Annotated in this window: 12 protein-coding genes; 10 read left to right on the plus strand and 2 right to left on the minus strand. The window is 67.6% G+C overall.

All coding sequences use genetic code 11. The features are described from left to right. The first annotated feature begins 13 nt into the window (after nucleotides 1–13). From nudC to ACFW16_RS06000, 3 genes are all read left to right on the plus strand, one after another. Nucleotides 14–928 (plus strand): NAD(+) diphosphatase, encoded by a 915-nt coding sequence (gene nudC, locus ACFW16_RS05990; protein ID WP_380302830.1) that lies wholly within the window; start codon nucleotides 14–16, stop codon nucleotides 926–928. A gap of 92 nt (nucleotides 929–1020) precedes the next feature. Beyond that, a complete protein-coding gene (locus tag ACFW16_RS05995) occupies nucleotides 1021–1275 on the plus strand; it encodes a type II toxin-antitoxin system Phd/YefM family antitoxin (RefSeq protein ID WP_380302832.1) in 255 nt (84 codons plus the stop codon). Further along, nucleotides 1272–1661, plus strand: a complete 390-nt coding sequence (locus ACFW16_RS06000) for a type II toxin-antitoxin system VapC family toxin (protein ID WP_380302834.1) — start codon at nucleotides 1272–1274, stop codon at nucleotides 1659–1661. The genes ACFW16_RS05995 and ACFW16_RS06000 overlap by 4 nt, the downstream gene beginning before the upstream one ends. Before the next feature lie 8 nt (nucleotides 1662–1669). Here ACFW16_RS06000 and ACFW16_RS06005 read toward each other — a convergent pair whose 3' ends face one another. Together ACFW16_RS06005 and ACFW16_RS06010 are read right to left on the minus strand one after the other, a co-directional pair. Beyond that, a complete protein-coding gene (locus ACFW16_RS06005) occupies nucleotides 1670–2536 on the minus strand; it encodes a prephenate dehydratase (RefSeq protein ID WP_380302836.1) in 867 nt (288 codons plus the stop codon). Further along, nucleotides 2533–3300 (minus strand): 3-deoxy-manno-octulosonate cytidylyltransferase, encoded by a 768-nt coding sequence (locus ACFW16_RS06010; RefSeq protein ID WP_380302838.1) that lies wholly within the window; start codon nucleotides 3298–3300, stop codon nucleotides 2533–2535. Before ACFW16_RS06010 ends, ACFW16_RS06005 begins: the two co-directional genes overlap by 4 nt. Before the next feature lie 230 nt (nucleotides 3301–3530). Here ACFW16_RS06010 and ACFW16_RS06015 point away from each other — a divergent pair, with 230 nt between their 5' ends. From ACFW16_RS06015 to ACFW16_RS06045, 7 genes are all read left to right on the plus strand, one after another. Then, the gene (locus ACFW16_RS06015; RefSeq protein WP_380302840.1) at nucleotides 3531–4181 is read left to right on the plus strand and encodes a c-type cytochrome; all 651 of its coding nucleotides are present in this window, start codon (nucleotides 3531–3533) and stop codon (nucleotides 4179–4181) included. Between the two features lie 149 nt (nucleotides 4182–4330). Beyond that, a complete protein-coding gene (locus tag ACFW16_RS06020) occupies nucleotides 4331–6184 on the plus strand; it encodes an extracellular solute-binding protein (protein WP_380302842.1) in 1854 nt (617 codons plus the stop codon). Nucleotides 6185–6189: 5 nt separating this feature from the next. Then, nucleotides 6190–8079, plus strand: coding sequence for an extracellular solute-binding protein (locus tag ACFW16_RS06025; RefSeq protein WP_380302844.1), 1890 nt, complete (start codon nucleotides 6190–6192; stop codon nucleotides 8077–8079). A 10-nt stretch (nucleotides 8080–8089) separates the two neighbouring features. Further along, entirely contained in the window at nucleotides 8090–9973 is a 1884-nt protein-coding gene (locus ACFW16_RS06030; protein ID WP_380302846.1) for an extracellular solute-binding protein, read from the plus strand. A gap of 55 nt (nucleotides 9974–10028) precedes the next feature. Next, nucleotides 10029–11138, plus strand: a complete 1110-nt coding sequence (locus ACFW16_RS06035; RefSeq protein ID WP_380302848.1) for a microcin C ABC transporter permease YejB — start codon at nucleotides 10029–10031, stop codon at nucleotides 11136–11138. Beyond that, on the plus strand, nucleotides 11131–12267 hold the full coding sequence (locus ACFW16_RS06040; RefSeq protein WP_380302850.1) for an ABC transporter permease: 1137 nt from the start codon (nucleotides 11131–11133) through the stop codon (nucleotides 12265–12267). Before ACFW16_RS06035 ends, ACFW16_RS06040 begins: the two co-directional genes overlap by 8 nt. Next, nucleotides 12264–13910 (plus strand): ABC transporter ATP-binding protein, encoded by a 1647-nt coding sequence (locus ACFW16_RS06045; protein ID WP_380302852.1) that lies wholly within the window; start codon nucleotides 12264–12266, stop codon nucleotides 13908–13910. Before ACFW16_RS06040 ends, ACFW16_RS06045 begins: the two co-directional genes overlap by 4 nt. The last annotated feature ends 8 nt before the right edge of the window (nucleotides 13911–13918 follow it).

Consider the following 13918-nt stretch of genomic DNA (forward strand, 5'->3'; position numbering starts at 1 on the left):
CGAGTGTCGGACCATGCTGCGCCCGAATTTCTACGTCCATCCGTCGCTCGACCGCGCCGGCCGCTTCCGCCGCGACGCCGAGTGGATCGCCCGCATCACCGTCAGCGAGCACACCCGGATCCTGCCGGTGTGGCAGGGCCGCAACCTGATCGCCGGGCCGCCGGAGGCACCGCACGTCGCGATGGTGCCGGCGACCGAGGCGTGGTGGCGCAGCGCCGCGGCCGAGACGGTGATGCTCGGCATCGACGGCGACGTCACCTATCTCGCGGTCGATGTCAGTGGCGTCGCCGACCCGGCCGCCGACCCGGTGCTGGCCGGGATGGGCAGCTTCCTCGATCTGCGTGCCGTCGGCCCGCTGCTGCCGCATGACGAGGGCGCCCTGCTGGCCTATGCCCGCGGCATGGTGTGGTGGCATTCGCGCCACCGCTTCTGCGGCGTCTGCGGCAGCCCCACGGCCAGCAGCGACGCCGGCCACCGCCGCGACTGCACCAATCCGGACTGCCGCACCCAGCATTTCCCGCGCACCGACCCGGCGGTGATCATGCTGATCCATGACGGCGACCGGGTGCTGCTGGGCCGCCAGAAGGTGTGGCCGCCCGGCATGCATTCGGTGCTGGCCGGGTTCCTCGAGCCGGGCGAGAGCCTGGAGGATGCGGTGAAGCGCGAGGTGCTGGAGGAAGCCGGCATCCGGGTCGACGACGTCCGCTACCACTCCAGCCAGCCCTGGCCGTTCCCGCAGTCGCTGATGGTCGGCTTCACCGGCCGCGCCGTGACCGCCGAGCTGCAGGTCGACCAGGACGAGCTGGAATCGGCCGCTTGGTTCGAGCGCAACTGGCTGCGCCGCCATGTCGACGACGAATCGTTCCGCCTGCCCCGCCGCGACAGCATCGCCCGGCGCCTGCTGGAGGACTGGCTGGCGGAGGGGTGAGCATCGGCCAAGACGTCGCCACGGCTTGTCTGGACTAACGGATAGACCATCTTTCATGCATGTCCACACCGCCCGATCGATGGGAGGGAACCATGCAGATCTCCGTCAGCGAGGCGAAGGCCCAGCTCACCGAGTTGGTGCGCCGTGCGGAGGCTGGTGAGGAGGTCGTCCTGACCCGGTTCGGCCAGCCCGTGGCTCGCCTGGTGCCGGAGGCCAGAAAGCCGACATTGGCCGAGCGGAAGGCCATCATCGCGGAGATCATGGCATCGGCTGGTCAGGCGAGCCCCGGTCCCTCCGCTGCCCGCAGCCAGGACTTCCTCTACGACGACGCCGGCCTGCCCAAGTGATCATCGTCGACACCTCGGCGCTGATGGCCATCATCATGAAGGAGCCCGAGGCTCAGCGCTGTGCAGCGGTCCTGGGGTCCGAACCGGATCTCGCCATATCGGCCGGCACCGTAGCGGAAGCCATGATCGTCGCCGGCGGGCGTCAGCTTGCCCGCGATATGGAGCGGCTGATCACCGAGACCGGTATGGAGATCGCGCCCGTCACCCCTGCCCTGTCCTGGCGGGTGGCAGAAGCCTATGCCCGTTGGGGCAAGGGATATCATCGAGCCGGCCTCAATTTCGGCGATTGCTTCGCCTATGCGGAGGCCAAGGCACGCTCTTGTCCGCTGCTCTTTGTCGGCGAGGATTTCAAGCAGACCGATCTGGCGAGCGCACTCAGCCCATGAGTTCCCCGTCACTCGTCGGCGGCGATCTGGCTCGGGTCGCGGCGGAAGGGGTGGGCCGGGTAGACGCCGAGCAGGTGGAAGTTCCGGGTGAAGAACTGCAGCTCCTCCAGCGCGAAGCGCAGCGCCTGGTCGTCCGGATGGCCTTCGACATCGGCATAGAACTGGGTCTGGCTGAACCGGCCGCCCAGCATGTAGCTCTCGAGCTTGGTGATGTTGACGCCATTGGTGGCGAAGCCGCCCAGCGCCTTGTAGAGGGCGGCCGGCACCGACCGCACCTCGAACACGAAGCTTGTCATCACCGGGCCGTTGTTCGGCTTCGGCCGCACCGGGTCGCGCGACAGCACGACGAAGCGGGTGGTGTTGTGCTCCGCATCCTCGATGTCGCGGGCCAGGATCTCCAGCGTGTAGATCTCGGCCGCCAGCCGGCTCGAGATGGCGGCGATGGCGGGGTCGCCGCGCTCGGCCACCATGCGCGCGGCGCCGGCGGTGTCGGCATGGTTGACCGGCTTCAGCCCGCGGGCCCGCAGCCACTGCCGGCACTGGCCCAGCGCCTGGACATGGCTGTGCACCTCATGGATATCCGCCAGCTTCGCGCCGGGCACCGCCACCAGCTGGTGGTTCACCCGCAGGAAGTGCTCGCCGACGATGTGCAGGCCCGATTCCGGCAGCAGGTGGTGCATGTCGGCGACCCGGCCGGCGATCGAGTTCTCGATCGGGATCATGCCGAGATCGGCCCGGCCGTCATGCACGGCCGCCAGCGCGTCCTCGAAGGACGGGCACGGCACCGTCTCCGCATCCGGGAAGGCCTGGCGCGACGCCATGTCGGAATTGGCCCCGGCCCAACCCTGGAACGAGATCCTCTTGGCACGGGTCATCGCACGGCTCCGCCAGTCGACAGAGGGGCCGCGAGCAGGCGCCGGGCGCGCTCCAGCTCCTCCTGGGTGTCGACGCCGAGCGGCACGGTGTCGACGATGGCGACATCGATCCGCATGCCGGCGGTCAGCGCCCGCAGCTGCTCCAGCTTCTCGCGCCGCTCCAGCGCCGCGGGCGGCAGCGTCACATAGCGTTCCAGCGCCGCCCGGCGATAGGCGTAGAGCCCGATATGGTGCAGGAGCGGCCCCTCGCCCGACGGCGCCGTGGTGCGGGTGAAGTAGAAGGCCCGGCCGGTCCGCGCCCCCTCCTCCCGCTCGACGATCGCCTTGACGATGGCGGGGTTGGTCTTCTCCTCCTCGCGCACGATCACCGCGGCCAGCGTGCCGATATCCACATCCGGATCGTCGAGCAGCGCCACCGCGGCCCGCGGCAAGGCCGGATCCAGCGTCGGCAGGTCGCCCTGGACGTTGACCACGATGTCGTGCCGGCCGTCCGGATCGACGCTGCGCAGCGCCTGGGCGATGCGGTCGGAACCCGAGGGCAGGTCCGGGTCGGTCAGCACCGCCGTGCCGCCGGCCGCCTCGATCGCATCGGCGATCGGCCGGTCGCCGCAGGCGACGACCACCGGGCCGAGGCCAGCCGCGACCGAGCGGCGCCAGACATGGACGATCATCGGCTCGCCGTGGATGTCGGCCAGCGGCTTGTCCGGCAGGCGGGTCGCGGCCAAGCGCGCGGGAATGACGACGATGGGGTTGGACGCGGTCATGATGCCGCGTCATCCTCCGTTGCCGCGACGGCGTCAAGACCGGCCAGACGCGACGAGGCTGGAGCCGGCCTGCGCGGCCGTCCTCCGCGGCGGCGGCAAAGGGTGTCGCAGCCGGACATCGCCCCTTGCCAGACCGATTGCAACGCCTCTACAAGACCCGCGGGCCCGCACGGTCGAATCGAGTCGTGCGTCCGGGGAGGTTGCCGTCGCGCTTCGAGGTGAGATCCGGCATGGAATTCAATAAAATATTCGCTGCTGTCCTGCTGGCCGGCATCATCGGAATGGCGACCGGCATCGTGGCCGACATCCTGGTCTCGCCGGAGCCGCTGAAGGAAAACGCATTCAAGGTCGACACCAGCGCGGTCGCCACCGCGCCGGCGCCCGGCGCGGAGCAGGCCGGGCCGTCGATCCCGCCGATCGCGCCGTTGCTGGCCGCCGCCGACCCGGCCAAGGGCCAGGCTCTGTCGAAGGCCTGCACCGCCTGCCATACCTTCGAGAAGGGCGGCGCCAACAAGGTCGGGCCGAACCAGTGGAACCTGGTCGACGCGCCGATGGGCCACAAGGAAGACTTCAACTACTCGGCCGCGATCAAGAAGAAGCACGAGGAAGGCGCGCACTGGACCTATGAGGAGCTGAACGAGTTCCTGGCCGGCCCGAAGGCGCATCTCCCCGGCACGACCATGACCTATGCCGGCATGAAGAGCGAGAAGGACCGCGCCGACCTGATCGCCTGGCTGCGCACCAACGCCGACACGCCCGCGCCGCTGCCGAGCCCGGATGCCGCCCCCGCCGGGGGCACGCCCCCCGCGGGCGGCGCCCCCCCGGCGGGCGGCGAGACGCCGGCCGGCGGGTCGGAGCAGGCGCCGAAGAGCGGCGGCTGATCGCCGCAGCCTTCCAGCTTCCGGAGCGGGACCGCCAAAAGCGGTCCCGTTTCCATTTATGTTTGGCTTTATTCCGCGCCGTGGGATTCCCTAGACTCCGCCCATCGACCGGCGCCACGGCGGCGCCGGATGTCCGGCCCGGGAGCCTCATGCGCATCGTCACCGCCCTCCTGCTCGCCCTCGCCCTCGCCCTCGCGGCCCCGGCCGTCGTTCGCGCGGAGGAGCCGGCGGCGAGCCATGCCCTGGCCCTGTTCGGGCAGCCGAAATACCCGGCTGGATTCACCCATTTCGACTATGCCGACCCGGACGCGCCGAAGGGTGGCAGCCTGGTGCTGAGCACGGTCGGCACCTTCGACACGCTGAACGTGATCCCGATCGGCACGCCGCCGCGCTCGCTGGGGCTGCTCTATGATTCGCTGATGGTGGAGAGCCAGGACGAATCCGGGGTCTATTACGGCCTGCTGGCGGAGAGCGTGACGGTGCCGGACGACGTCTCCTGGGCGATTTTCGCGCTGCGGCCGGAGGCGCGCTGGCACGACGGCGTGCCGGTGACGGCCGAGGACGTGGTGTGGAGCTGGGAGACGGTGCGCGACAAGGCCGAGCCATTCCTGAAGTCCTTCTTCCGCGACGTGACCGGCGCCGAGGCGCTGGACGACCACCGGGTGCGCTTCACCTTCGCCAGCCGCAACACCCGCAAGGCGGTCGGCCAGGTGGCGAACTCGCTGCCGATCCTCCCCAAGCACTGGTGGACCGCGAACGGCCGGGACGTCAGCCAGAACACGGTCGAGCCGCCGCTCGGCAGCGGACCGTACCGGATCGCGTCGGTCGATCCCGGCCGGACGCTCGCCTGGGAGCGCGTGCCCGACTATTGGGGCCGCGACCTGCCGGCAAGCCGCGGCCAGTGGAATTTCGACCGCATCCGCTACGACTACTACCGCGACCGCGACGCCGAGTTCGAGGCGTTCAAGGGCGGCAACTCCGACTTCCGGCAGGAGTTCACCTCGCTGTTCTGGGCCACCGGCTACGACATCCCGGCGGTGCGCGACGGCCGCCTCATCCGCGCCGAAATCGCCAGCGAGGATCCCCGCGGCATGCAGGGATACTTCTTCAATCTGCGCCGCGCCCCGTTCTCCGACCCCAAGGTGCGCGAGGCGTTGGCTTGGCTGTACGATTTCGAATGGGTGAACAAGACCCTGTTCTTCGGCCTGTACGAGCGGCTGACCAGCTATTTCAACGCCGAGGGCTTCCGCTCCTCCGGCGTGCCGGAGGGCGAGGAACGGGCGCTGCTGGAGCCGTTCCGCGGCCAGGTGCCGGATGCGCTGTTCGACACCCCGTTCACGCTGCCGACGACCGACGGCAGCGGCAATATGCGCGACAACATCCGCACCGCGCTGCGTCTCTTGAAGGAGGCGGGGTGGGAGCAGCGCGACGGCGTGATGACCAACATCGCCACCGGCGAGCCGATGCGGTTCGAGATCCTCGACGACACGCCCCAGCTCGAGCGGGTGACCCAGCCCTTCATCGACCGGCTGCGGCAGATCGGCATTCAGGCGAGCCTGCGCATTGTCGACGCGGCGCAGTTCCAGCAGCGTTATCAGCGCTTCGATTTCGACGTCACCATCTTCGCCTACACCTTCTACCCGCCGCCGGGCAGCGAGCTGCGCAGCTATTTCGGCTCGGAGGCGGCGGGAATCGAGGGCTCGGGCAACCTCATGGGCATCCGCAACCCGGCGGTGGACGCGCTGATCGACAAGGTCGTGGCCGCCCGCGACCTGTCGTCGCTGCAGGTTGCGACCCGCGCGCTGGATCGTGTGCTGTTGTGGAACCGCTACCTGATCCCGCATTGGGGCAAGAGCGACGCCTGGGTGGCCTACTGGAACCGCTTCGGCCAGCCGAAGACGCAGCCGTCGCATCGCTTCGGCGACCCCAATGGGATCGCGTTCCCCTCGACCTGGTGGATCGATCCGGCGAAAGATGCGGCGCTGAACCGGGCTAGTCGATGAAGAGCATGCTGACGCGACGTGAATTCGGCCGGATGGCCCTGGCGACGGGCTTCGCCGCTCCACTCCTGGGTGGCGTCCCTGCCCTGGCGCGGCCCAAGCTGGCGGCGGGTGCGGGCAACCTGACGACGCTGAAGAGCTTCGCGGAGTTCGGCGACCCGATCTATCCGGCGGATTTCACGCAATTCAAATACGTCGACCCGGCGGCGCCGAAGGGCGGGACCATCCGCCTCGCCGCGATCGGGACCTTCGAGCGCCTGGACACCATCCGCGTCGGCGGCGACTGGGCCGCGGGCATCGGCAACATCCTGAGCAGCCTGATGACCGGCTCGGGCGACGAGCTGTCCAGCTACTATCCGATGATCGCCGAAAGTGTCGCCGTCCCGGATGACCTGTCCCATGCCGTGTTCACCCTGGATCCCCGGGCGACATGGCAGGACGGCACACCGATCCTGGCCGATGATTTCGTCTTCGCCTTCGACTTCATCAAGGCGAATGCGCGCCCGCTGCTGAAGCAGTTCTGGGTCGATATCGAGAAGGCGACGCTGGTGTCGGAACGCCAGGTCCGCTTCGACTTCGCCACCCGGGACAACTGGCGGACCCTCGGCAAGGTCTGCGGCTTCGGCCCGATGCCGAAGCGGTGGTGGGAGGCGTCTGGCCGCGACATCGCCAAATCCTATATCGAGCCGGTGCTGTCCGAGGGGCCGTACCGGATCACCAAGGTCGAGCCGGGCCGCAGCATCACCTATGAACGCATCGACGATTGGTGGGCGAAGGACCTGCCGGTCAATGTAGGCCAGAACAACGCCGATCGGATCACCTACACCTATTATCGCGACCAGGACGTGATGTTCGAGGCTTTCATGGCCGGCGAATTCGACTTCTGGGCCGAGAACAGCGCCAAGCGCTGGGCCACGGAGTACGAGCGGGACGTCGTCAAATCGGGCCGGGTCCAGAAGCTGCTGCTGCCCGACAACACACCGAGCGGCTTCGTCGGCTTCGTCTTCAACACGCGACGTCCGATCTTCCAGGATGCGCGGGTCCGAGAGGCGATCGCGCTGCTCTACGACTTCGAGTGGACGAACCGGAACCTCTTTTACGGCCAGTATGTCCGGGCGAAGAGCTACTTCCCGAACTCGGACTACGGCACCACGGATGTCCCGCTGCCGGAGGGCGAGGAGAAGGCGATCCTGGAGCGCTTCCGCGACCGGATCCCGGCGGAGACCTTCACCACCCCCTTCGCGGTGTCCGAGACCGACGGGTCCGGCCAGATTCGGCCGCAGCTGCGCGAGGCTTGGCGCCTGCTTAAGGAGACCGGCTGGGAGATCCGGAACGGCACCCTGACCAATGTGGCGACAGGCCAGCCCTTCCGGTTCGAGTATCTCCAAGCCGATGGTGACGGCGGCGTGCTGCGGATGGTCGAGCCCTTCTTGGCCAACCTGGCGCGGGCCGGGATCAAGGCCGAGATCCGCGTCGCGGACACGCCGCAGTACCAGCGCCGCGTGCAGGATTTCGACTACGACATGATCTATATCGCGGCGAACTTCTTCCCGCCGCCCGGCCCGGAGATGGAGAGTTATTTCATGTCGACCACGGCCGGCCAACAGGACAGCGGCAACTGGGCCGGGATCAAGGATCCGGTCGTCGATGCGCTGGTCAAGGAGATCATCGCCGAGCACGAGGATCTCGACAGGATCAAGGCCACCACCCGGGCGCTCGACCGGGTGCTGCTGCGCGGCCACTACATCATCCCGTCCTATTATCTGAACAAGACCCGCCTCGCCTTCTGGGACAAGTTCGCTCGGCCGGAGACGCCGCCCTATTACGGCACCGGCTTCCCCGACGCGTGGTGGATCGATCCGGCGAAGGATGCAGCGTCGAAGCGCGGACAGGGATGAGGAGCCAGCGATGAGGGATCCGAGAGTCACCCGCCGGCAGTTCACGTTGGGCTCGATGCTCGCCGCGGCGGCCCAGGTCATGCCCTGGCCCCGCGCCTTCGCCCAGGCTCCCGCTGGCCGGCCCGGATACAAGCCGCCGAGCCATTTCCTGTCGCTGCTGGGCCGCCTCGCTCAATATCCCGCCAACTTCGCGCATTGGGATTATGTGAACCCGGATGCGCCCAGGGGCGGCCAGTTGATCCTCGGCACGCTCGGGACCTTCGACACGCTCAACGACTATTCGGCGCTCGGCACAGGGACCAGGCTCGTCATGAGCGCGCTGTACGAGGCCCTGATCTCCTCCAATCTCGACGAGCTCGCGGTCGAATACGCCAATCTCGCCGAAAGCGTCGAGGAGTCGGAGGACAAGCTCTCGCTGATCTGCCGGCTGCGGGACGGCCCGCATTTCCACGACGGCAAGCCGATCACAACGGACGACATCCTGTTCACCCACGAGACCTTCCGCGAGAAGGCGGCCCCCTACTTCAAGGCGACCTATTACGAGTATCTCGACCGGATCGACGTACTGGACGACCGCACCGTCCGCTTCACCGCCAAGGACCTGTCGAACCCCGAGCTTCTGATGGGCGTTGCCGGAATGCCCATCCTGCCGAAGCACTGGTGGTCGACCCGCGACTTCAGCGCGCCGATCCTGGAGCCGATGCTGGGCAGCGGCCGGCGGCGCCTCAAGGCCGTCGACCCCGGCCGCTCCTTCACGCTGGAGCGCGTCGAGGACTATTGGGGGAAGGATCTGCCGCAGAATGTCGGGACGGGGAATTTCGACCAGATCACCTACCAGTATTATCGCGACTTCAACGTCCTCTACGAGGCGCTGAAGGCAGGCGAGTTCGATTTCATGAGCATCACCTCGCCGCAGGAATGGACCACCGGCTTCAGCAGCCTGCCGGCCTTGAGGACCGGCGCCTTCAAGAAGGAGGAGTTCCCGTCCGAGGCACCGGAATCCTATGGGATGCTGATCTTCAACCTGCGCCGGCCGTTATTGTCGGATGTCCGTGTCCGCCGGGCGCTCAACTTCCTGTACGATTTCGAGACGACGCAGAAGACCAGCTATTACGGGCTTTACCAGAGGGCGCAGGGACATTTTCCCAACACCGAGTTCATGTTCGAGGGTCTACCCCAGGGCCGTGAGCTGGAGATCCTCGAGAAGTACCGGGGCCGCATCCCCGACGAGATCTTCACCACAGAGTTCCGCCAGCCGACCACCGACGGCAATGGCAACATCCGGTCGAACATGCGGGCCGCCCTCGACCTGCTGAAGCAGGCGGGGTGGGAGCTGCGTGACAACCGGCTGACCAATATCGCTACCGGCGATGTTGCCTCGATCGAGATGATCTTCTTCGATTCCGAGATGGAGAAGACGATCCTGCCGTTCACGCAGAACCTGCGGCGCATCGGCATCCAGGCGACGCCAAGGCTGCTGGATGTTCCCCAGTTCCAGACGCGGATGCACGAGTTCGAGTTCGACATCCTGCCCGGCTTCATGCCGCCCGCTTACCCGCCTGGCGCGGAGCAGAAGTCCCGCTGGCATTCGCTCTATGCCGACCAAAAAGGCGGGCTCAACATCCAGGGGACCCGCGATCCCGTCGTCGACGAGATGGTCGATTACCTGGTCGCTACGAACGAGTGGGATGAACGGGGTGCGGCCAGCAGGGCGTTCAACCGCTACATCACCTGGCAGTTCTATTCTATCATGCTGTATTACGATCCGGTCGACCGGATCGGGTACTGGGACATCTTCGGCAGGCCGGACAAGCGGCCCAAGATGAATCTCGGCTTCGCCACCTGGTGGTACAGCGAGCACAACCCGCAAGCCCTGAGGGGACGGCGCCGGTGATCATCAGCCCTTGTCATTTACCTCGGCCCGCATCGCCAGGTCGGGAGGCCGAGGCGTGCTAGCCTATATCATCCGGCGCCTGCTGCTGATCATCCCGACCCTGTTCGGGATCATGGTCATCAATTTCGTCATCGTGCAGTTCGCGCCCGGCGGCCCGGTCGAGCAGATGATCGCGCAGATCCAGGGCACCGCCACCGACGCGACCAGCCGGATCAGCGGCGGGGGCGGCGACTTCAACCGAGCGGCCGATAATTCCCAGCTCGGCGGCAGCGCCATCACCAGCAAGTATCGCGGCGCCCAGGGGCTGGACCCGCGCTTCATCGCCGAGATCGAGAAGCAGTTCGGCTTCGACAAGCCGCCGATCGAACGCTTCTGGATAATGATCCGCGATTATCTGAACTTCGATTTCGGGCGCAGCTACTTCAAGAGCGCGCGGGTGGTCGACCTCATCGTGTCCAAGCTGCCGGTGTCGATCTCGCTGGGGCTGTGGACCACGCTGCTGGTCTATCTGATCTCGATCCCGCTCGGCATCCGCAAGGCGGTCAGGGATGGATCGCGCTTCGACATCTGGACCTCCGGCGTGGTCGTCGTCGGCTATGCGATCCCCAGCTTCCTGTTCGCCATGCTGCTGATCGTGACCTTCGCCGGCGGCCGCTACTTCGCCTGGTTCCCGCTGCGCGGCCTGACATCCGACGGCTGGGCCCTGATGCCCTGGTACCAGCAGATCCTGGACTATCTCTGGCACATGGTGCTGCCGATCACGGCCATGGTGATCAGCGGCTTCGCCACCCTGACCATGCTGACCAAGAACTCGTTCCTCGACGAGATCGGCAAGATGTATGTGCTGACGGCACGGGCCAAGGGCCTGACCGAGCGGCGCGTGCTGTACGGCCACATCTTCCGCAACGCCATGCTGATCGTCATCGCCGGCTTCCCCGCCGCCTTCATCGGCGTGCTGTTCACCGGGTCGCTGTTCATCGAGGTGATCTTCTCGCTCGACGGGCTCGGCCTGCTCGGCTACGAGGCGGCGATCCAGCGCGACTATCCGGTGGTGTTCGCCACGCTCTACGTCTTCACCCTGCTCGGCCTGGTGATGAAGCTGGTGCAGGACGTGACCTATACCCTGATCGATCCGCGGATCGACTTCGAGGCCCGCAATGTCTGAGGCGGCATTGCCCCGGGCCCAGGACTTCGCCCATCCGCGCTTCTTCGGCTTCCGCATCCGGCCGATCACCGCCCGCCGCATCGCCAACTTCCGCGCCAACCGCCGCGGGCTGATCGCGCTGTACCTGTTCCTGGCCGTCTTCCTGGTCACCCTGTTCGCCGAGTTCATCGCCAACGACCGGCCGCTGCTGGTCAAGTATGACGGCCACTACTACGTGCCGGTCCTGGCCACGTATCCGGAGACGGCGTTCGGCGGCGAGTTCGAGACCGAGGCGGATTACCGCGACCCCTTCGTGCGCGAGCTGATCAGCGCCAAGGGCTGGGCGGTCTGGCCGCTGATCCCGTTCTCCTACCGCACCATCAACTACGACCTGGACCAGCCCGCCCCCTCGCCGCCCTCGGCCACGAACTGGCTCGGCACCGACGACCAGGGCCGCGACGTGCTGGCCCGGCTGATCTACGGCCTGCGCATCTCGATCCTGTTCGGCCTGACCCTGACCGCGATCGCGTCCGTCATCGGCGTCTTCGCCGGCGCGATCCAGGGCTACTTCGCCGGCTGGACCGACCTGGTCTTCCAGCGGGTGATCGAGATCTGGTCCGGCATGCCGCAGCTGTACCTGCTGATCATCATGTCGTCCTTCTTCGTGCCGGGTTTCTGGACGCTGCTGTTCATCATGCTGCTGTTCGAGTGGATGAGCCTGGTCGGAGTGGTGCGGGCGGAGTTCCTGCGCGCCCGCAACCTGGACTATGTCCGCGCCGCCCGGGCGCTGGGCCAGCCGGACCGGGTGATCATGTGGAAGCACGTGCTGCCCAACGCCGTGGTCGCCACCATCACCTTCCTGCCCTTCAACCTGACCGGCAGCATCGGCCTGCTGACCGGCCTCGACTTCCTCGGACTCGGCCTGCCGCCCGGCTCCGCCTCGCTCGGCGAGCTGGTCAGCCAGGGCAAGGCCAACCTGCAGGCGCCGTGGCTCGGCTTCACCGCCTTCTTCTCGCTGGCCATCCTGCTCAGCCTCCTCGTCTTCATGGGCGAGGCGCTGCGCGACGCCTTCGACCCGCGCAAGACCCTGGCGGCCGGCCGCACCTCCGCCACCGATCCCGTGACCGATCCCAAGGCCCAGACGCCATGACCCAGACTTCGACCTCCGGCGAAAGGCTGCTCGAGATCCGCGACCTGGCGGTGGAGTTCCGGGTGCCCGGCGGCGCGGTGCCGGCGGTGAAGGGCGTGTCGCTGCATCTCGACCGCGGCGAGACCCTGGCGCTGGTCGGCGAGAGCGGATCCGGCAAGTCGGTCACCGCCCTGTCGGTGCTGCAGCTGCTGCCCTATCCCAGCGCCCGGCACCCCAAGGGCAGCATCCGCTATCGCGGCCAGGAGCTGCTGGGCGCGCCGGAGAAGGTGCTGCGCGAGGTCCGCGGCAACAAGATCGCCATGGTGTTCCAGGAGCCGATGACCTCCCTGAACCCGCTGCACACGATCGAGAAGCAGGTCGGCGAGGTGCTGTCGGTGCACAAGGGCATGGGCAAGGCCCAGTCCCGCGCCCGGGTGCTGGAGCTGCTGCGCCTGGTCGGGCTGCCGAACCCGGAGCAGCGGCTGAACGCGTATCCGCATGAGCTGTCGGGCGGCCAGCGCCAGCGGGTGATGATCGCCATGGCGCTGGCGAACGAGCCGGACATCCTGATCGCCGACGAGCCGACCACCGCGCTGGACGTCACCATCCAGGCCCAGATCCTGGAGCTGATGCAGAGCCTGCAGCGCCGCTTCGGCATGGCGCTGCTCCTGATCACCCACGACCTGGGCGTGGTCCGCAAGATGGCGGACCGGGTCTGCGTCATGAACAAGGGCGAGATCGTCGAGGCGGGCGAGACCGAGGCTGTGTTCACCGCGCCCCAGCACCCCTACACCCAGCGCCTGCTGGCCTCCGAGCCCAAGGGCGACCCGGCGCCGCCCCCGGCCGACGCCCGCGCCGTGGTCTCGGCCAGCGAGATCAAGGTCTGGTTCCCGATCAAGGCCGGCGTGCTGCGCCGCACGGTCGACCATGTGAAGGCGGTGGACGGCATCGACGTCACCGTGCGCGAGGGTCACACGGTCGGGGTGGTCGGCGAGAGCGGATCGGGCAAGACCACGCTCGGCCTCGCCCTGCTGCGCCTGATCTCCAGCCAGGGGTCGATCCGCTACGGCGAACGGGAGCTGCAGGGCCTGCAGTTCCGCGACATGCGACCGCTGCGGCGGGAGATGCAGGTCGTCTTCCAGGACCCCTACGGCTCGCTCAGCCCGCGCATGTCGATCTCCGAGATCATCGAGGAAGGGCTGCAGGTGCACCGCATCGGCGGCTCCTCGGCCGAGCGCGAGCGCATGATCGTGGCGGCGCTGGAGGAGGTCGGGCTCGACCCCGCCAGCCGGCACCGCTACCCGCACGAATTCTCCGGCGGCCAGCGCCAGCGCGTCGCCATCGCCCGGGCCATGGTGCTGAAGCCGAAATTCGTGGTGCTGGACGAGCCGACCTCGGCCCTCGACATGTCGGTGCAGGCCCAGATCGTCGACCTGCTGCGCGGGCTGCAGGAGAAGCACCGCCTGGCCTATCTGTTCATCAGCCACGACCTGAAGGTGGTCCGCGCCCTGTCGGACGAGGTGATCGTGATGAAGAACGGCAAGGTGGTCGAGCACGGCTCGGCGGCGCAGATCTTCGAGGCGCCGCAGCACCCCTACACCCAGGCGCTGCTGAAGGCCGCGCTGGAGCTCAAGGCGGCGGACGCGGCGGAGATCACGATCTGAGATCGGCT

The organism is Inquilinus sp. NPDC058860, from assembly GCF_042743185.1.
Taxonomy (GTDB): domain Bacteria; phylum Pseudomonadota; class Alphaproteobacteria; order DSM-16000; family Inquilinaceae; genus Inquilinus.